Genomic DNA, 17,954 nt, shown 5'->3' on the forward strand with positions numbered 1-17,954 from the left:
AGGAGAAGAATGGATATCATGAGGATATGCTGGTGCACATTTGTGAGCATCATACTTTTTTCAATCCTTTAAGCCGGCTTTCCAGGATACCGGCAATACTGCTGGCACTTCCCGACTCCTGGGGAAGATGCTGCATTTTCAGCGCGTTTATCGACAGTTGCTCGGCGAAGCTCTCGGCAGCCTTCGGCCTGGTCTTTACCCCCCCGGTTTCTTCGGTCTTCGATTTTCCCAGAGAGTTGAGCTGGGTCAGGACAACGATTTGCTGGCCGCCCACACCCAGGAGCAGGGTCTGATTTTCCACCTGGACCAGGACCAGGGAATTTTTCGGCCCCAGGGAACAGGTCTCAAGGAGATGGATATACTTTCCCCCCAGAAGGTTTCCCTTGAGATAATATTTTTTCACCAGGTAGCTCATGCCGAAGATACCAGCCAGAACCAGTGCCAGAGAGAAGGCAGCCTTCAGCATGGAGGGGCCAGGGAGGACGGATTGAGAAGGTTGCGGACGTGTCCTTTCGCTGAGCCTTTCCCTGAGCAGGTCGAGAGCTTCGGAGGATCGATCGCCCCCCCCGGCGGAAGATCGGGCAGCATCCCCGATGAAAGATTGGTCATCCCCGGCGAAAGATTGTATCTCTCCGCCGGTTTCTTCGGGCAAAACCTGCTCCCCGGCCCCAATCCGCCGGCGTGCGGAATCGGACATGCGGGATGATGATCCCGCTGATGCGGCAAATACAGGGGAAATCATCAGCGGGCCAAGGATAGACAACCAGAGAAAAACCATCCCCCTTTTTTTCCGAAGGGTCTGTCCAAGATTTCTCATTACGATGTCGATAATGAAAACAGGGAGGTTCATCTGAGTTTTTCGATCCTCTCCATAACACTGAGAATTTCGGTAAGCCGGATGCCATATTTTTCGTTGACCACGACTACTTCACCTTTGGCAACGGGTTTATGGTTGACCAGGACCTCGAGGGCGCTCCCCGCGGGATTGGTAAGCTCGATGATGGATCCCTGGCCGAGTTTCAGGATATCGGCAATGCGTACCTTGGTCCGCCCCAGCTCTACCGAGATTTCCAGGGGGATATCGAGAATAAAATCAAGATTGCGGGGAAAGCAGTGCTGGTCCTGATCGGGAGTTTCCCCTGTCTGAAAAACAGGGGACCGCGGGGCTTCTTCCTGCATTTGCGGCTCCAGAAGAGACGAGGGAGTAAAATCCTCCGGCAGGGCAGACGGATCGATCTGCCCATTCATATTTTCAGGGTCGTAGGGTGGTGTTTTTCCCGGCATCAGGCATTTCTCCTTTTCGGCGAGAGAACCGACGTAATGCTGAGGGCATTATTGCCTTTATAGTGGCCCGGATAACCCTTGAATTTGGGCACTCCCTCGACATAGACCATCAGCTCGTCTCCGATAAATTGATTCAGAAGAATAACGTCTCCGATTTTCATGGACAAAAGATCCCGAACCGTGACATTCTTCTTCCCCAGTTCCACCGTAACATTGGCATGAATACAGGGGACATACTCCTTCAGGTTATTCATCCATGAATAACTGGATTTTTGTTCATCATGGCCGACCGTACTGGTCAGCTTCTGCTTGATCGGCTCAAGTGTGGTATACGGCAAAGCCAGCGTAAGCACGCCGTTGGATTCTTCAATCTTGGTTGAAAAATAGGTAACCACAAACATCTCATCGTGGGAAACACTGGTAATATAGCGGCTGTCAAACTCCACGTCTCCGACATCGATGGTGACGGATATAACCGTTTTCCAGACTTCCTCCAGGCAATTAATGACTTCGCGGGTAACCTTGGCCATCAGATGCTGTTCGATAGGTCCAAATTCCTCTTTCTTCATGTTCTTCGTAATCTGGCCGTTTCCTCCGCACAGGTAGTCGATGATAACCATCGCCAGATGGGTATCGAAAGCCACAAAGGGAGAACCGGGCAGAGGATCCAGGTGCAGGATGTTTATCCAGGAAGGCACCGGAATTGATTTCGATACATCCGCAAAGCTCAGGTGGTTGCTGGAAATGATGTCAACCTCTACAACTTTGCGCAGCATGGTGGAAAGGGTAGCCCTGAATTTTCGGACAAAACGGTTGTTGATAATTTCCAGCCCCACCATCTTCGATGGCAGGGTTTTTTTATCTGTCAGATCAAACTCCGCCACTATCTGGGAGGGAGTAACCAGCAGCCCTTCAGTTTCGACTTTTCCATCGAAGACCGCTTCGCTGAGGGCCTTTATCTCATCCGGCGACAGAATATCGCTGATACTGTTTTCGGTTGCCATTTCTTCATCCTTAGAGAAAAGCTATTGAATGACAAACTCGGTAAAGTAGACCTTGCGCACTTCACCGCTCGTCAAGACAGTATTGATCCGGTTCATGATTTCAGCACGAAGGCGTATCTTGCCGGAGACATCGGCTATGTCGTCATAGGATTTGCTGGATAGCAAAACCAGCATATTGTCCTGAATTTCCGGCATCTTCTGCGTGATCTCCTCTTTCAGCAACTCCGTACTCAATTCCAGCTTGATGGTGGCTTTCAAATACCGCCTTCCTGAATCTCCCATGAGGTTGACAATGAAGGTATTCAAATCCAAAATCGGCCCTTGCGCAGGCGCTTCTTTCTGCTGCTCCGCCGCGGCTTCCGAATGGGGAGCGCTCTTTGTATGAGCATCGGCGCTTTTCCGGGGTGCCAGAAATTTCAGGTAAACAAAAATACCGGCACTGACCAAAAGAACCACTACTCCGCCGACGATGATCAGCAGCTTGGTCGATAAAAATCCCTGTTCATTCCTCAAATTCATAACTTCCCCCCGAAAAATTCAGAGTATTCTGGAGATATTCGACTTTCACAAGCAACACAAGATGAGGAGTCTCAGGAGCACGGTGCATCCGGAAAAAGCTGAAGCTGCGGGAACTGGTTGTTTTCCTAATTCAATTTACGTGGTGTAATTGGCTGCTTTAATAATATAAATCTCTACATAATCCTCACTCTTTCCCCTTCTTTCCTCATACCGCAGGCTTCCGTAACCAGCCAGACTGCACCGTTCCGGGGCAAGTCCTCCCTGGGAAACCAGAAAATTCAACACTGCCGATGCCCTCCTCAGCGAGAGATCCGCGCCTTTGTCTGTTCCCTCGGTTCGTCCGCTGAAACCATTGATACGCACAGGATGAGCGAATTTTGTTAAAATCTCGGCAATCCCTTTCAGGTGCCGGGCCATATGCGGCAGTATTTGCGCACTGTTTTTATCAAAAAGTATCTGGGCCGGAAATAAAATCTGGGCAAATTTATTGTTGGCATAGATATCTATTGTCTGTGTCTGTAAGCCCTGCGGAACCGTCCCGGCCTCATTTCCAGGCTGCTCCTCCCCGGCATCGCTCAAAAGGGCCTTGATGAGCGCGTCCTCGATTTGAGCAAATTCTTCAGTCGGCGGCAGGGAAACCGGCATGAACCGGGGCTTCCCGATATTGGTCAGCTCTCCTCTGTTAATGGCTCCCAGTGCCCCGCGAAGCGAAGGCCCCAGATAATGCTCGAAGGCCAGGTCATTCATGGATGACATGGAATAGAGCAGCACAAAGAAAGTCAGCATGTTCGTCAAAAGGTCAGAGAAACTGAACATCCAGGCTTGCGGATCTATTTCTTTTTTTTCCTTTTTTTTGGACATACCGCTCTTTTCCGCCCTGTCTTTTACCTTTTCATGAGACCGCGTAATTTAAATAAAAAGCCATGAACCGTAACGCTGTCTTTCTCTTCCTTCGAAGGGAGCGCTTTCATCCCCTCCTGAACCAACTGGATTTCAACTCTTCGATTCAGGGCCCGGTGTTCCGGCGTATCGTTGGGAAAAATCGGGTCATGCTCTCCATATCCCGCCGCTTCCAGACGGGAGATGGCGATCCCCTGCCGGACAAAATATTTCAGGATGTTCATGGCCCTGGCCGCAGACAGCTCCCAGTTTGACCCGAACCTGTCCGAAACAATGGGGATGTCATCCGTATGCCCTTTAATGACGATATCGCAGGATGAATCCTGGATGAGCGCACTGATTTTATCAAGCAGGGGCAGTTTATCCGGCTGGAGCTCCGCTGTCCCGGGGGCAAAAAAGCTCTGATCCGAAAGAGCGATGTTCATGCCCTCATGTGATTTCCTGAGGGTGATAACCTGATACCACTTTTTCCCCGGCGCCGAGAGGACCAGGTCATAGAGTGCTTCCGGGCTGATTCCCTTGCTGGCCAGCTCATGAGATGAACCAATAACGGGCGGAGAAGCGAGCAGGAACTCCTTCCCCGCAGTCGGCAAGACTCCGCCCGGCAGAGCGCCCAGACTCTCCGTAACCGAGCCCAGAGCGATCCGCTCCTTTTTTTTGTCTTTCACCGAGAGGGAATTTAAAACTGCAAAAAAGGCCATCATCAGGAGAACCAGAGCGCACATGAGAACAACCGTCGAGTCTCCCCTCTCTGACAAATAATAATCTTTGAGCTGATTGCTCTGCATAGTATGGTTGTCCGATTTAATTTTCATGGTTTGATGGTCCGAGACCGGACAGCGAGTTTTAAGTCCTTTGTGAGTATTATTCCAGCAAGATTAATGCCGACGGAGCATGAAAAACGAACATAAAAAATAAACTAATAAATCAAATGGTTACTCGTGTACGACTGCTTTTATTTTGTGCACCGGGGCCTGCTGCCTTGAGGCAAGCATTATATTAGTGCATGCCCTGGAGAGGGAGAATCAGGTAAAGCTCGAAACCCGCATTTTGGGCGGCAGAAAAGCATGAAGCTTTTGTTCGATGATGCGGGGATTGGTGCCACCGGAGATAGAAATGATGCCTTCCAGGGCAATTTGCCGATACTGGGCCTCTTCCGAGCTGCGGGTTTTCAATTTTCCGCTCAAGGGAAGGAAAATCATGTTGGCCAGAATGGCCCCATAAAAAGTAGTGAGGAGAGCAACGGCCATGCCGGGGCCGATTTTACTGGGGTCATTCAGATTTTGCAGCATCTGCACCAGTCCGATGAGGGTGCCGATGAGTCCCATGGCCGGGGCATAAGCAGCCAGGCTGGTGAGGATCTCAGCGCCGTGGGAGTGGCGGTCCTCCATCTGCTCGATATCGGTGTTGAGAATATCTCTGATGGCTTCAGGTTCCAGACCGTCAACCAGGCCCTGAATTCCTACCCGCATGAATGGATCTTCCAGGCTCTTGGCGGTATTCTGCAGGGCCAGGAGCCCTTCTTTCCGGGCAAGGCTTGCCATCTCAACGATTTTCTTGATTAATTCTTCCGAATTGTGCTTCTTGACAAAGAAAGTATTTTTAACTACTTTCATTACTCCCAGAATATCACCCAGTGGATAATGGATAAGGCTGACTCCGATTGTTGCTCCGACGGTAATCATGATCGAGGGGATATCGATAAAAATAAAGAGGCTGCCGCCCATAAGTATGGCGATAACTACCAGAGCAAAGGCTGAAACGATTCCGGATATGGTGGCGATATCCATAATAGACTATTCCTTTTTGTAAATACTCAGGCACAAAGGCACAAAGGGATAAAGAAGATAAGCAGTTACTTCTTTTCTTCCCTGCCCTGGACGGGTGATGGTCCAATCGAGCTGCCTTTGCGTGCAATGTTTCTGGTAATTTCAGCAGCCAGTTTCGGATCGACAAATCCCCACAGACGGCCTGCCTTTTTCTTGTCCATTCGCATGATGATTTCAGAGGCTGTCGAAAGATCAGTCTGCGCAATGATGGAGCCTGCCTTCTCGGGAGGTGCGCCCTCGAAAATCTTGGACAGCTCTTTAATCCGTTTCTCCTGCTGCTCATCCAGTTGCCTGCTCTTTTCTTCAATTTCCTTCTTGAGCAGTTTCAGGGCTTCCACATTCCGGATAATCTCATTTTTGATATCAGCCAGCCGCTGCTCCTTTTTCTCCAGCATCTCTTCTCGCTCCCGGACTTTGGCCTCCCTCCCGGCTAACGATTGCTGCACTTCCTTGAGGCTTTCCCAGGTGGGTTCCTTCCCGCTCACCCCGGATTTTGCGGCCTGGCCTGCCGCGCTTTCCTTCACCCAGCTAAAATTGCCGATCCTGGAATTCCTGAGAAACATGCAGCATGCAGTTGCAGCCAGGATGGCTGCTCCCACAAGCAGCTGGAGCGGGGATACGGCGGAACGCTTTTTCATCGAATATCTGGTGCCAGCAGGCGGCATCGGCCCCTTACCTTTCATCATTCAGAATCCTACGGCCCCGCCTGATGGCCCTCTCATCCAGGGTCTTCTGCTCTTCCTTCAGCATTTCCTTTTCCCACAGCGACAGAGTTTTCTCTTTCAGCCTGTCCATAATCTTTTTCTCTTTTCTGGCTTCAAGCAGGATTTGCCGCTTTTCCTCGACCGCCAGTTCGAGCGAGCGGATTTTTTCCCTTTGCCGTGCAGCCTCATCAGTCAGAAAGCTCAGGAACTTCTGATAGAGGTCAATCTCTGCGGAATATATGCTCTGATGCTGCCTGCCTCGGAATTTTTCCTGCCAGGCAGCGATCTGGCCCTGAATCCGGGAGCCAAGCTCTACCTCCCGGACCAGATTGCTCTGGAGCTCGGAAAATTCCCGCTGTGCTTCTTCCTCAAGGCTTTGCCGGTATTCGAGAACGGACTGTAAATGGAATCTTTTCATATTTTCATAATTCAGGAGTCAGAAAAAAAGAAAAAGAAACCACAGAGACACAGAGACACAGAGAAAAGCAACAGCAGGGTCAGAAGGCATCTGCCATGAGGGTTCTCTGTGCCTGCTTTTCACTGGCCACTGACCACTGATCACTGACCACTGGCCACTGATCACTCCCCTCCTGACTCCTGACTTCTGACTCCTGACTTCTGACTCCTGCTTTCATTATCGGCTTAACGGGAGGCATCCTTCACGGGAGCCAGAAGGTCATGGAGGGCTTTGAAGCTGCTGGCCAGGTCAGCTTTCTCTCCGATTTTCTGCCGGAGGAATTCATTGATGGAGTCGATCATGCTCAAGGCCCGGTCAGACTTCGGATTACTCCCCTTCTTGTAAGCACCGATCTGCACCAGATCTTCGACTCTGCGGTAGGTGGCCAAAAGTTCGACCAGGCTGCGGGCATCTTCTCTCTGCCCGCTGCTCGTGATATCTCCCATGACCCGGCTTATGCTGGGCAGAATGTCGATGGCCGGATAATGGTTCCGGGCGGCCAGATCGCGGGACAGGACAATATGCCCATCCAGAATTGACCTGGCTGAATCGGCCACGGGCTCGTTCATGTCATCTCCATCCACCAGCACGGTATAGATGCCGGTAATGCTTCCGCCTTCCCTCGAAGCCCCGGCCCGTTCCAAAAGCGCGGGCAGGAGGGCAAAGACCGAGGGTGTGTAGCCGCGGGTAGCCGGAGGCTCACCTGTTGCCAGGCCGATTTCCCGCTGGGCCATGGCAAAGCGGGTCAGGGAATCCATCATCAGGAGAACGTGCTTTCCCTGGTCCCGAAAGTATTCGGCCAGGGCAGTGGCCACAAAGGCCCCCCGCCTGCGCAGCAGAGGGGGTTCATCCGATGTGACCGTTACCAGAACGGACCTTTTGAGCCCATCTTCTCCCAGATCCTTGTCAATGAACTCCCTGACCTCCCTGCCCCGCTCGCCAATCAGGGCAATGACATTGACATCTGCCTCGGTGTTTCTGGCCATTTGCCCCATCAGTACGCTTTTGCCTACGCCGCTGCCGGCAAAGATGCCGATCTTCTGTCCCCTGCCGATCGTGAGGAGGCTGTTGATGGCCCGGATGCCGACATCAAGCGGCTGAGCGATCCTCTCCCGCTCAAGGGGCCGCAGCGGGTTGGCATAAAAGGGATACTCTTCGGGCAGGTTGATATCTCCAAGGTTATCAATGGGCTTTCCTAGGGCATCGATGACTCTGCCGAGAAGCTGTGGCCCCACCCTGACCGTGTCCTTCAGCTTGGCCAATCGAATAGTGTTCCCCTGCCTGATTCCCTGGATCCCTCCCAGGGGCATCATCAAGACACCATCTTCCTTGAAACCGACTACCTCTGCCATGACTGCCGGATGGCCCTGGCATTCGATCTCACAGATACCTCCCAGGGGGACAGCGGGACCGGAACCCTCGATGATCAGACCGATGACCCGTTTGACTCTGCCGCACAGGGCAATGGGGTTTAAGCCCTGCAGGGCGAGGCGATATCTTTCGAGATTAAGCTCCTGATTCACTGGCTATCTCCGTTGTTCGCGGTCAGGGAAAAAGTTTTATCCAGTGCCCGGAGCTGGGTCTCCATGCTGGCATCTACATATCCCAGATCGGTCTGGATCAGGCATCCGCCGGGCAGTATGCCCGGATCGCCTTCCAGACTGACGCCGTCCAGATTGAGAAACGATTGGGATATTTCCTCCTGTGCCTGATGGATACGGTCGAGGTCGCGAGGATTCAATTTTATGCCTGTCACCTTATGATTGCCGACAAATTTGAGTCCTTCACGAAGGTTGGCAAGAATGATTTCCCGGTTCTGACTGATTTCTGTATGGATGATTTTTCGCGCCATTTCAATGCATAATTGTATAATTTCCTGCTCCTGTTTGGTCAGGATTATCTGCTGTACCTGCTCAATCCGGTTGATCAGTCGTTTGAGGGTATCTTCCAGAGGAAGCAGCCGGTCTCTGATCTCTTTCCTGCACTCCTTCCTGCCTTCCTCTCTTCCCTGCGAAAGACCCTGCGCCAGCCCTTGAGCCAGACCCTGGGACAATCCCTGCTGAAAGGCCTCCTCCCTGATCTTCCCGGCCTCCTGCCTGGCTGCACCGAGAATCTCCTCTCTTTGCCGAAGAAGCATCTCCCGCTCCCTATCCTCCTGAGTTTCCTCTCGTTCAGTGTCAGAAGCGGCTGATGCCCCGCCGGTGTCGGTATCCGAACTGCGCAGAAAAGAAATCAACTGAAAGCTTGCCCCCTTCCTTTCCTGAGACTGCTGGAAGAGGGGAATCTTTTTCTCCCTGAAAGCCTTGAATGATTCGCCCGGAACGGTCACCTGTTCAAATACCGGCTTATTCATTATTTATTTTCCTGCTCTTCCTTAAACCATGACATCGCCGCCCTTGCCGCCTTTGAGGACAATCTTGCCTTCCTCTTCCAACTTTCTGGCGATTTTGACAATATTCTGCTGAGCTTTTTCCACATCGTGAAGCTTTACCGCACCCATGGATTCAAGGTCTTCGATTGTCATCTGAGCCGCCCGCTCGGACATGTTCCGCAGGATCAGGTCCTTCAATTCGACGCTGGCCGTTTTCAGGGCCAGGACCAGCTCATCCTTGGGAATCTCCTTGAGAAGTGCCTGCATCTCCTGATTGCCGATGTTGCCCAGGTCTTCGAAGGTAAACATGAGCATGCGGATATTTTCAGACAGGGATGCGTCGATTTTTTCAATACTTGACATGATACTGTCTTCCGATGCCCGGTCAATATGGTTCATGATCTCGGCGATCTTGCTGACCCCTCCCACTGCCTGGCTTTCCGAGTCCTGCATATTCGTGAGTTTATTCCGGAAGTATTCACTGATTTCCTGGATTACTCCGGGTCTGATTCGCTCCAGGTTGCAGATGCGCAGGGCCACATCGGTCCGGGTCTCTTCGGGCAGGTAGGCAAGTATCTCGGCAGCCTTGTCCGGGCTCAGGTGAGTCAGGATCAGGGCTATGATCTGGGGGTGTTCTCCCCGGATCAGATTGGCCAGCGTTTCCGAATCCAGGTCCTTGAGCACCTTGAGGTTGGTTGCCTTGCCCAGCATCGGAGCCTGGAGTTTGCGCAGGATCTCCGCTGCCTTTTTCTCTCCCAGAGCTTTGATCAGTACATTATTGATGTACTCGGCCACTTCCTGCGGCAGGACATGCCGATAGGAAATCCGCTCCATGGTTTCCTGGAGCACACCCTTTATATCATCCAGGGAGGGGGTCTCCATATTGGTAATATACTGGGTGATCATCTGAATTTCCGCCTCTTCCAGACCGCGAAAGACCTCGGCCGTGATTTCCTCTCCCAGCGAGAGAAAAAGAATGGCTGCCTTTTCCGAATTGGTCAATTGCCTGCTCATGGCGACTGCTTTCTCTCCTCAATTATCCATTCGTGAGTAAGCTGGGCAATTCGCTTGGGCTCCTGCCTGGCAATCTCGCGGATGATGTTAACCATGGCTTCAAGCGCCTTGCTTTCCTCACTGTCTGCGATTTTAAAGGCCTGCTCCACCTGACTGAGCCGGGTCGGCAGGGCCTGCTGAAGCTCATTGATCATGGCCTCTTGGTGATCATCATCAGTCAGTTCTCTGACCTCTGCTGCATCCCCTCCTGCCTGCACGGGTCGTTCCAGTATCTCAGCAGGAGAAGGTGGCGGCGGGGTAAAACGGTAGAGCCATTTTAACAATGGCCGGAAAATGAGGAGCAGGAAAAACAAGGCGAGCAGAACCTTGGATCCATATTTAGCCAGGCTCAGCCAGAGCTGCCAGTTTTTCAGGATATCCATCGATGCCTGGCCCTGACCGCTGGCGGCATCGATCTGGAAGGGAATATTGACCACTTCGATCTGATCTCCACGGCTACTGTCATAGCCTACAGCTTTTTCCGCAATCGTCCGGATGCTTTGCATCTCCTGCGGGGTGCGGGGAATGTATTTTACTCCCTTGTCCTGTTTTTCGTATCTTCCATCCACCAGCACCGCTACCGACAGCCGGGTGATTTGTCCGGGCAATTCAACGATGCGGTTCGTGGCCTTGGTCAATTCATATTTAATGATCTCATCCGATTTTTGATAGTTGGAATTGGGACCGGCTGCCGGAGTGACCGGCGTCTGGCCCTGGGATGCCTCCTGTGTGCGCTGCTCGGTCTTGACTACTGTTCGGTCAGGATCGTATTTCTCTTCGGTCGTCTCAACCTGCTTAAGACTCAGGCTGACGGAAACCTTGGCAATCACTTCGTTCGCGCCCAGAGCCCGCTCCAGCATGGTAGTGATTTTTTTCTCCAGGATATCTTCCACCTGGGTCTGATATTCCATCTTACTGGCTTGCAGGAGCTGACTGGAGTAGTCATTGGGATTCTCGCTCAGGATTCTTCCCTGATCGTCAATAACCTTGACATTATCCGGGGAGAGTCCCTCCACACTGCAGGAGACCAGATGGACAATACCGTTGATCTGGGGCTTGCGTAATTGGCTTCCCTCCTTTAATTTGAGGACCACCGAGGCGGTCGGAAGCTGCTCTTTCTCGATAAACAGGCTCTTTTGGGGGATGGCCAGATGGACCCTGGCCCATTCGACCTCTGCCAGGCTGCTGATGGTGCGGCTTAATTCTCCCTGTAAAGCCCGGTGGTAATTTACTGTCTGGACGAATTCGGTGGTCCCGAGGTTTGTCTGGTCAAACAGCTCAAAGCCAATGCTCCCCTTTTGGAGCACCTTGTCAGAGGCCAGTTGCAGGCGAAGCTCATATACCCGCTCTTCCGGAACCATGATAGTGCTGCCGCCATTCTTGATCCGGTAGGGAACTTTGATTTCCTTGAGCATGGTCACGACAGCTCCGGCATCCTCCGGATCGAGGCGGGAGTAGAGTATCTGGTAGTTGGTACGGTTGGCCCAGCTCAGCAGGGCCACAACTCCCCCTGCCAGGATGGCCAATACCAGAACAAGAGCGATCTTTCGGTTCAGCGGAAGGCTCTGAAAAGTTTCGATGAATTTCTTTATGGACTCAAGAAGAGCTGGCATGAAATATTTTCCTGATATCCGGCCTTTAGTTAATAAATTTTGTCTTCTATTATACGCATATTTTACTTAATATTTACTATTTTTTGGTAAAAAGAAGTACGATTATTTCACTCTTGTCGAGACCGGGCTATTTCAAACAGGCTGGCTGGCAGACAATCAGACAGGCATTCTCATAATTTCCTGGTAAGCCTCCAGAACCTTGGAGCGAACCTGCATTAAAAGTTTTAACGATGTGTCCGCCTTCTCCCAGGAAATCATGACCTCGTGAAGGTCTTTGTTCTTATGAGTCATGAAGTCCTGCAGGTTCTGGTCCGCGGTTGACTGCAGATCATCGACTTTCTGGATCGCTTCCTTGATGACCTCACTGAATGAGGGCACATCATCCTTGGGAGGAGTTGCGGGCGGTGATGGCTGCTTGAATAGCACCGGTTTCAAATCAATGAGGCTGATCTGTTTCATTTCTGGTTTCCTCCTTTGAATTTCAGTGGTCAGTGGTCAGTGGTCAGTGGCCAGTGGCCAGTGAAAGGCAGGCACAGAGAACCCCAATGGCAGATGCCTCTGATCCTGCTGTTGCTTTTCTCTGTGTCTCTGTGTCTCAGTGGTGTCTTTTTCTTTTTTTCTGGCTCCTGACTTCTCTTTACCGGCCACTGACCACTGATCACTGACCACTCTCTCCTGACTCCTGTCTCCTGACTCCTGACTCCTCTTCTTTAAAATCGACAACAACCGGCCAGATGGGGTCCTGATGGGCTGCTTTGATTTTCCCGAAAACATCCCGGGCAGTTTCCGATTTTGCCTCTTTCAAAGAGCAGCTGCCGATCTGATAAAGCACCCAGTCCCGGTCCTCCGGTTTCAGGGCAAGACTTTCCGCCTTCTGGTAGGAGGCGAGCGCCTCTGCATACTTGTGGGCCTTGAATTGACAGTCTGCCAGATGGACGGAAATTTCCGGGAGGTACTGAAGGTTTTTTTCCTGGTTAGCGAGGTCGATAGCCTTTGCGAACGATTCGATGGCCTCGGAAGTTTTGCCCAGTTTCTCAAAACATTGCCCAACTCTGAAGAGCTGTCGTATTCCCTTGTGAGGTGGCCGGACATTCAGACTGGCCTGATAATGGCCAAGGGCTGCCTGATAATCCTTCTTCTCCCAGGAAATATCTCCCATGAGCGAAAGAGCAAAAAATGCCAGCCCGGAAGAATCGGGCTGGCTGACAATTTCCTGCAGGGCCTGCATGGCTTTCTGGTAATCTGCGGTCTGAAAGAAAATCAAGCCAAGCTGAAAATTGATCTGACCGGAGAGAGGATTTACCCCTGGGGGTAAAATCGCCTGGGTCTCCCGGTAAAGGTGGATGGCTGGCGGGTAAAATTTCAGGTTCTGGTAGCTTTGAGCTATCCTGAAATAGGGGAGAGGAGCCTTTTCCTGGTGCAGAAAGGAATCCACAACATCTTTATTCTTCTCGTAAAACTTGATAACCTCAAGGTAATCCTTCTGCTGAAAACGCTGACTGAGATAATTGACCATCTCCTCCTTGAGAGCGTACAGGCTGTCCTGGTAGATGTTTTCTTTGGGAGATTTGGCCAGCAGTGACCGGAAAACAGCCATTGCCTCTCCATGTTCTCCCTTTTTCTGCAGGGCCAGGCCGAGTTTATATTCAGCCAGATGGGCCAGAACCGGATCAGTGGTTTTTCTTTTCATAAGCTCCCGGTAAGCGGCAACAGGATTGCGGAACGCGGAAAGAGGAGAGGTGGAACCTTTAATTACCATCTTCGGGTGCTCTATTCCCAGGTCTGCCATACGTATCTGGCTGACCTGCGCTCCAATCGAGTCAGGGTAGTTATCGATAACCCTCTGATAGGCAAGAATCGCCTCGGCAATCTTCCCCTGTTCCGAATAGATATCGCCACAAAAAGTGACTGCCTTATCAAGGGCTTCGAACTTCGGATGGTTTTTTTCCAGAGACAGGAACACCGCAAGGGCCTGATCGAGCCGCTTCTCCTGGAGGTAGATGCTGCCGATATTAAAGGCTGTTTTGGGATGGTCCTCGATATACTGGGGAAGCTTTTCCATTCCCTCATGGTAATAGATGCCGGCGGAGGTCATATTCTCCGATTCAACGAGGCAGTCCCCCAAACGAAAGGCAGCTTTTGGAGCGAAGCTGGTAGTGGAGTATTGGAACAGGATCTGTTTAAAAATCTTTTGGGCTTTCTTCATCTCTCCCAGACGATAGGATATTTCTCCCTGCCTGAACAGAGCCTCCGGGACCGACTGGTGATCGGGATACCGCTCGACAAGCTGATGGTATACGGCACTGGCCTCATACAGGAGGTTCTGCTTCTCATAAATTTCTCCAAGGTACAGGTAACTGTCCAGTGCCTGCTGCGTATCGGCGTAGGTAAAAACCAATTTCTCAAAGCCTTGTCTGGCTGCCTTGAGATTGTTGTTTCCCCTGGCTATGACAGCCTCCTCGAAGATACGGGAGGCTCTCTGGGAAGACGAGGCATCCGGAGGCGATGCCCCCTCCTTTGCCCCGGATTGAGCCGCCACCGGGGTGGAGGGTGCAGCATCAAGGTGCAGGGGGAGAAGGGAGGCAGGGCAGAAGAGAAAAAGGAAGATGCAGGCCAGAGGGCCGATTCTTCCCCCGTACTGATTGATACAGGATATGCCGGGTTTTGCTCTGCTCATCGGATTCCGCTTTCGCTGATTATTCGTCACGAATTCTCGCTCAACCACACAAATACCGTGCTGCTGTCGCCTGCGATGTGAATTTCCTTTATCCTTATTTTACACAGGAGCGGTTTTTGCCCTTAATTGCTAGCAATTTTCATTCCGCATGGGAACATACTGTATTATCAGGCCTTTTAGGGGAATTAAACGGTAAGGGATCGCCCGTGTTGCCTTATTCTATAGCAATCACTCCTGAAGGAGGTGTCAGGAAGGGGGAACATCCGGACATAATTGCTGTAATAGGATGTTTTTTCACGAAATGCCGGTGAACTATTATGGGTCGCTTGATTGCAGAGATGCTGTACTATGATAATTATCTTTTTTAGCGCAGCCTCAGGAAATTCACCAATGGTCAGGATGCCAATCAGCCGCCTGGCCCCTCTATACCAGTAGGCGATCCGGTCACCTGGACCTATCAGGTCACCAATACCGGCAATGACGTTCTCACCGGCGTGACCGTGACCGATGATCAGGGAGTTGCCGTCTCCTGTCCATCAACTACCCTGGGTCCTGGAGAGTCCATGACCTGTTCAGCCAGTGGCACTGCCCATGCTGGCCAGTATGGAAATGCTGGCTCGGTTACCGGCACAGACACACTCGGCAACCAGATTATCGCCGACGACCCCAGCCATTACTTTGGGACCAGCGGTGGAATCAGGATCATAAAATCTGTGAATGGTAACGATGCCAATACTCCTCCGGGATCATATATCCCTGTGGGCGGTCAAATCACCTGGACCTATGAAGTTACCAATACCGGCAATACCACCCTCACCGGGGTCACGGTAACCGATGATCAGGGAGTTACGGTTTCCTGCCCCGCTGCTACACTGGGGCCTGGTCAGACCATGATCTGTACAGCCAGTGGCACAGCGCAGGCTGGCCAGCATACAAACACCGGGACAGCGACCGGTACTGATCCATCCGGCAACACGGTTACAGCCAGTGATCCCAGTAACTATTTTGGTTATACCAGTGGAATCAGCCTCAAGAAGTTTACCAATGGGCAGGATGCTGATCAACCGCCTGGCCCTGAAATTCCGCTCGGCGATCCAGTCACCTGGACCTACCAGGTTACAAACACCGGCAATACCAACCTTATCAATGTCACAATTACCGATAGTCAGGGAGTTACGGTCACCTGTCCTCAAAATACCCTTGACCCTGGAGAATCCATGACCTGCACGGCCACTGGCACTGCCCGGGCTGGTCAATATGAAAATACCGGCACGGTCACGGCCATTGATCCGGTCGGCAATAATCTGACGGCCAGCGATCCCAGCCACTACTTTGGAGTGTCCCCGGCACAGCCATGCCTGAAGCTGACCAAGACAATCAATGGCCCCTATCGCACTTCGGACAACCTGTTCCTCAATGACCGGATTATTCCGGTCGCGGTCAGAGATACCCTGGTTCCGGAGGGCAAGCTCTTCTACTTTCTGGTCGGAATCACGGTGGAAAACTGCAACAATACTACCCTGACCGGAGTGGTGGTTACCGATACCTTCAGCAATGAAGCCTATCCTTTCGAAACCAGTGATCCTGCCAATGTGACCATTGTGCCTCCACCGAGTCCCGGAGGCTTTGAACGGGAGACTCTGACCTGGACGGCAGGCAGTATTCCAGCTTTCCAGAGCAAAACTCTTCTGATTAAAGTCGGGACGGAATTCAATCCAAGCGGACGGCTTGAGCCGACCAGTGCACCACAGTCAATCTTTTACAACGGTCGCAACAACGATACCGGCGGTGCCTCAGTCGTCACCAATGAGGGCTTGAGCGCAGCAGTTGGAGCGGCGCTCCTGACCAACGGTGCCGAGATTAGCTGTGCCGGCAGTGACGGCCAATGGGACCCGCTTCCTTATGACCGGTGTACCACTATCACGACGCCGCTGCCCATCACCCTGACCGCTACAGATACGACCACGACATCGACTGCGAACTTTGTGCCACGTACTGTATCGTCCTGGAGGACAGACGCGTATAGGAACCCTGAGCATATGCAATCCTTCCTGCCCACCTGGCTGGGAAATCCAAAGGGTCAGGAAAGTATCAAAGTTGCTGCCATCGATCAGGTTCATGATATCCTTTCCCTGAAGCAGGGAAGCAGGCTTAATGAAATCGTCAATCTGTATGCTCAATTACTCGCCTGCAAATTAAATCTGGCCAGCGGTAGCGATCCTGATGTCCGGATAAGTGAGTCAGCCAATATCCGGGACGTAGTCAGTGAGATCGATTCTTTCCTGGCCAATTACAGTTCGCAGCACTGGTACCTGAAATTAGGCAGATCCCAGAAGGATCAGGTTAAACAATGGGTGAAAGAACTTGCGGGTTATAACAGCGGAAAGAATACTCCCTAAAGGATAACCGAATCGGTTGGGCAAAGCAAAGAGCGCCGTGAAAAACTTCGCCAGGGCGCTCTTTGCTTTTTATCCAGGTTCCCTGCATAAAGAAAAGATCATTTGTTCTCTGAATTAAACCGTGACAGGCCTTTCAAGTTGGCAGAAGGCGTGCCTCCTTCAATAGATGGCGGGTCAGGTTAAGTGTTTCAGCACGCACCGCCAGACTTACTTCACAATCGCGTTCTGGGGGTCACCAACGACCACGCTGGTGCGCCCAGAGGGATTCGAACCCCCGACCTACGGATCCGTAGTCCGTCGCTCTATCCAACTGAGCCATGGGCGCATTATATATTTGTAATTCTCTACCAGTTTGCCATGAGAAACTGTATTCAGGACAATTATACAATAATGGCAACTCTGAAAAAATTCATGGATTTTCTTTATTTAATATATTAATTACTCTCGGCTTTTTCCCTTCGATCAGCTAAGTACACTGCGCATTAAATACGCGACCAGTTAAAGCCGCACGTTCACTCCCTCGCCCCCCCTTTGGGGGGAGAAGGTTGGGGTGAGGGGGGCGTCGTTGAACCAAACCGGCCCGCCTAATTCCCGTGCCGTGTACTAAGCCTTTCTGAGTATTATATGCTAATATGTATTTGATGGAGATGCCTACAATGGGGCTATTCCCCATAAGATTAACATCAGCAGACAAAAAATTCAGAAAAAAGCCTATTAACATCCGAGATTACATCGCTCATATTATGGTAGCCATCACCCTGTTTGGATCTGATGCCTTTAGCGAAGTGAAAATCCTATAGAGGGGAGAAATATTACTGTGTTGTCTTATCAATATGAGCGTTCATTTTTTATGAGATATTTGTATCATATTTTAAAATATATGTCAATCCAGACTCCAACCAGCCCACGGTAAATTTGTTCTCATTTTTAGACTGTTGATGCGGAGCGGCTATTGTGGGTCATTTTCAAATAATCCAAGACCATACGAGGGGTAATTAAGAGCTGTCGCATTTTCTGCCAGATATGTTGAACTCCCTTACTTTTCAGTAGACCTGTGGCGAATCGTCTTAGACGGAATGGCACTTACATAAGCCAAGCTTATAATATAGAGAGGACACAAAGCACACAGGGAAAAAAGATCTCC

The 17,954-nt window shown here is 51.3% G+C and carries 17 protein-coding genes, 1 tRNA gene and 1 pseudogene; 2 read left to right on the forward strand and 17 right to left on the reverse strand.

Annotation, left to right across the window (positions count from 1 at the left end):
- Window positions 1-49: 49 nt before the first annotated feature.
- From fliO to AB1611_06930, 16 genes are all read right to left on the reverse strand, one after another.
- Window positions 50-850, reverse strand: a complete 801-nt coding sequence (gene fliO, locus AB1611_06855; GenBank protein ID MEW6379311.1) for a flagellar biosynthetic protein FliO — start codon at window positions 848-850, stop codon at window positions 50-52.
- Entirely contained in the window at window positions 847-1,284 is a 438-nt protein-coding gene (fliN, locus tag AB1611_06860) for a flagellar motor switch protein FliN (GenBank protein MEW6379312.1), read from the reverse strand. Before fliN ends, fliO begins: the two co-directional genes overlap by 4 nt.
- On the reverse strand, window positions 1,284-2,288 hold the full coding sequence (gene fliM / locus AB1611_06865; GenBank protein ID MEW6379313.1) for a flagellar motor switch protein FliM: 1,005 nt from the start codon (window positions 2,286-2,288) through the stop codon (window positions 1,284-1,286). Before fliM ends, fliN begins: the two co-directional genes overlap by 1 nt.
- A gap of 21 nt (window positions 2,289-2,309) precedes the next feature.
- A complete protein-coding gene (locus AB1611_06870) occupies window positions 2,310-2,807 on the reverse strand; it encodes a flagellar basal body-associated FliL family protein (protein ID MEW6379314.1) in 498 nt (165 codons plus the stop codon).
- A gap of 135 nt (window positions 2,808-2,942) precedes the next feature.
- Window positions 2,943-3,668 (reverse strand): flagellar motor protein MotB, encoded by a 726-nt coding sequence (locus AB1611_06875; GenBank protein ID MEW6379315.1) that lies wholly within the window; start codon window positions 3,666-3,668, stop codon window positions 2,943-2,945.
- Window positions 3,669-3,691: 23 nt separating this feature from the next.
- Window positions 3,692-4,522, reverse strand: coding sequence for a flagellar motor protein MotB (locus AB1611_06880; protein ID MEW6379316.1), 831 nt, complete (start codon window positions 4,520-4,522; stop codon window positions 3,692-3,694).
- A gap of 210 nt (window positions 4,523-4,732) precedes the next feature.
- Window positions 4,733-5,497 (reverse strand): MotA/TolQ/ExbB proton channel family protein, encoded by a 765-nt coding sequence (locus AB1611_06885; GenBank protein MEW6379317.1) that lies wholly within the window; start codon window positions 5,495-5,497, stop codon window positions 4,733-4,735.
- Window positions 5,498-5,562: 65 nt separating this feature from the next.
- Window positions 5,563-6,222 carry a hypothetical protein gene (locus tag AB1611_06890; GenBank protein MEW6379318.1) on the reverse strand — a complete coding sequence of 220 codons (660 nt, stop codon included), beginning with the start codon at window positions 6,220-6,222 and terminating at the stop codon, window positions 5,563-5,565.
- Window positions 6,209-6,658 (reverse strand): flagellar export protein FliJ, encoded by a 450-nt coding sequence (fliJ, locus tag AB1611_06895; GenBank protein MEW6379319.1) that lies wholly within the window; start codon window positions 6,656-6,658, stop codon window positions 6,209-6,211. Before fliJ ends, AB1611_06890 begins: the two co-directional genes overlap by 14 nt.
- Before the next feature lie 79 nt (window positions 6,659-6,737).
- Window positions 6,738-6,875 (reverse strand): hypothetical protein, encoded by a 138-nt coding sequence (locus tag AB1611_06900; protein ID MEW6379320.1) that lies wholly within the window; start codon window positions 6,873-6,875, stop codon window positions 6,738-6,740.
- 7 nt (window positions 6,876-6,882) lie between these two features.
- Window positions 6,883-8,220 (reverse strand): FliI/YscN family ATPase, encoded by a 1,338-nt coding sequence (locus tag AB1611_06905; protein MEW6379321.1) that lies wholly within the window; start codon window positions 8,218-8,220, stop codon window positions 6,883-6,885.
- Window positions 8,217-9,050, reverse strand: a complete 834-nt coding sequence (locus AB1611_06910) for a FliH/SctL family protein (GenBank protein ID MEW6379322.1) — start codon at window positions 9,048-9,050, stop codon at window positions 8,217-8,219. The genes AB1611_06905 and AB1611_06910 overlap by 4 nt, the downstream gene beginning before the upstream one ends.
- A gap of 21 nt (window positions 9,051-9,071) precedes the next feature.
- Complete coding sequence (gene fliG, locus AB1611_06915) at window positions 9,072-10,082, reverse strand: flagellar motor switch protein FliG (protein ID MEW6379323.1); 1,011 nt, start codon at window positions 10,080-10,082, stop codon at window positions 9,072-9,074.
- A complete protein-coding gene (fliF, locus tag AB1611_06920; protein MEW6379324.1) occupies window positions 10,079-11,734 on the reverse strand; it encodes a flagellar basal-body MS-ring/collar protein FliF in 1,656 nt (551 codons plus the stop codon). The genes fliG and fliF overlap by 4 nt, the downstream gene beginning before the upstream one ends.
- 156 nt (window positions 11,735-11,890) lie before the next feature.
- Window positions 11,891-12,193, reverse strand: coding sequence for a flagellar hook-basal body complex protein FliE (gene fliE / locus AB1611_06925; protein MEW6379325.1), 303 nt, complete (start codon window positions 12,191-12,193; stop codon window positions 11,891-11,893).
- A gap of 199 nt (window positions 12,194-12,392) precedes the next feature.
- Window positions 12,393-14,459: a tetratricopeptide repeat protein gene (locus tag AB1611_06930; GenBank protein ID MEW6379326.1), complete on the reverse strand. Its 2,067-nt coding sequence runs from the start codon at window positions 14,457-14,459 to the stop codon at window positions 12,393-12,395.
- Window positions 14,460-14,836: 377 nt separating this feature from the next.
- Here AB1611_06930 and AB1611_06935 point away from each other — a divergent pair.
- A pseudogene (locus AB1611_06935) lies at window positions 14,837-14,908 on the forward strand (hypothetical protein).
- Window positions 14,909-14,911: 3 nt separating this feature from the next.
- On the forward strand, window positions 14,912-16,810 hold the full coding sequence (locus tag AB1611_06940) for a hypothetical protein (GenBank protein MEW6379327.1): 1,899 nt from the start codon (window positions 14,912-14,914) through the stop codon (window positions 16,808-16,810).
- 248 nt (window positions 16,811-17,058) lie between these two features.
- On the opposite strand, the gene AB1611_06945 is transcribed toward AB1611_06940, so the two are convergent.
- Window positions 17,059-17,135: transfer RNA gene (locus AB1611_06945), tRNA-Arg, on the reverse strand.
- Window positions 17,136-17,954 lie beyond the last annotated feature (819 nt).

The organism is bacterium (assembly GCA_040755755.1).
Classification (GTDB): domain Bacteria; phylum SZUA-182; class SZUA-182; order DTGQ01; family DTGQ01; genus DTGQ01.

What these genes read in the sequence shown, in the direction of transcription:
- fliN (MEW6379312.1), bottom strand. Translation starts at nt 1,284, where the DNA reads ATGCCGGGAAAAACACCACCCTACGACCCTGAAAATATGAATGGGCAG.
- fliO (MEW6379311.1), bottom strand. Translation starts at nt 850, where the DNA reads ATGAACCTCCCTGTTTTCATTATCGACATCGTAATGAGAAATCTTGGA.
- AB1611_06880 (MEW6379316.1), bottom strand. Translation starts at nt 4,522, where the DNA reads ATGAAAATTAAATCGGACAACCATACTATGCAGAGCAATCAGCTCAAA.
- AB1611_06875 (MEW6379315.1), bottom strand. Translation starts at nt 3,668, where the DNA reads ATGTCCAAAAAAAAGGAAAAAAAAGAAATAGATCCGCAAGCCTGGATG.
- fliF (MEW6379324.1), bottom strand. Translation starts at nt 11,734, where the DNA reads ATGCCAGCTCTTCTTGAGTCCATAAAGAAATTCATCGAAACTTTTCAG.
- AB1611_06910 (MEW6379322.1), bottom strand. Translation starts at nt 9,050, where the DNA reads ATGAATAAGCCGGTATTTGAACAGGTGACCGTTCCGGGCGAATCATTC.
- AB1611_06870 (MEW6379314.1), bottom strand. Translation starts at nt 2,807, where the DNA reads ATGAATTTGAGGAATGAACAGGGATTTTTATCGACCAAGCTGCTGATC.
- fliJ (MEW6379319.1), bottom strand. Translation starts at nt 6,658, where the DNA reads ATGAAAAGATTCCATTTACAGTCCGTTCTCGAATACCGGCAAAGCCTT.
- fliM (MEW6379313.1), bottom strand. Translation starts at nt 2,288, where the DNA reads ATGGCAACCGAAAACAGTATCAGCGATATTCTGTCGCCGGATGAGATA.
- AB1611_06900 (MEW6379320.1), bottom strand. Translation starts at nt 6,875, where the DNA reads ATGAAAGCAGGAGTCAGAAGTCAGGAGTCAGAAGTCAGGAGTCAGGAG.
- AB1611_06890 (MEW6379318.1), bottom strand. Translation starts at nt 6,222, where the DNA reads ATGATGAAAGGTAAGGGGCCGATGCCGCCTGCTGGCACCAGATATTCG.
- AB1611_06885 (MEW6379317.1), bottom strand. Translation starts at nt 5,497, where the DNA reads ATGGATATCGCCACCATATCCGGAATCGTTTCAGCCTTTGCTCTGGTA.
- fliE (MEW6379325.1), bottom strand. Translation starts at nt 12,193, where the DNA reads ATGAAACAGATCAGCCTCATTGATTTGAAACCGGTGCTATTCAAGCAG.
- fliG (MEW6379323.1), bottom strand. Translation starts at nt 10,082, where the DNA reads ATGAGCAGGCAATTGACCAATTCGGAAAAGGCAGCCATTCTTTTTCTC.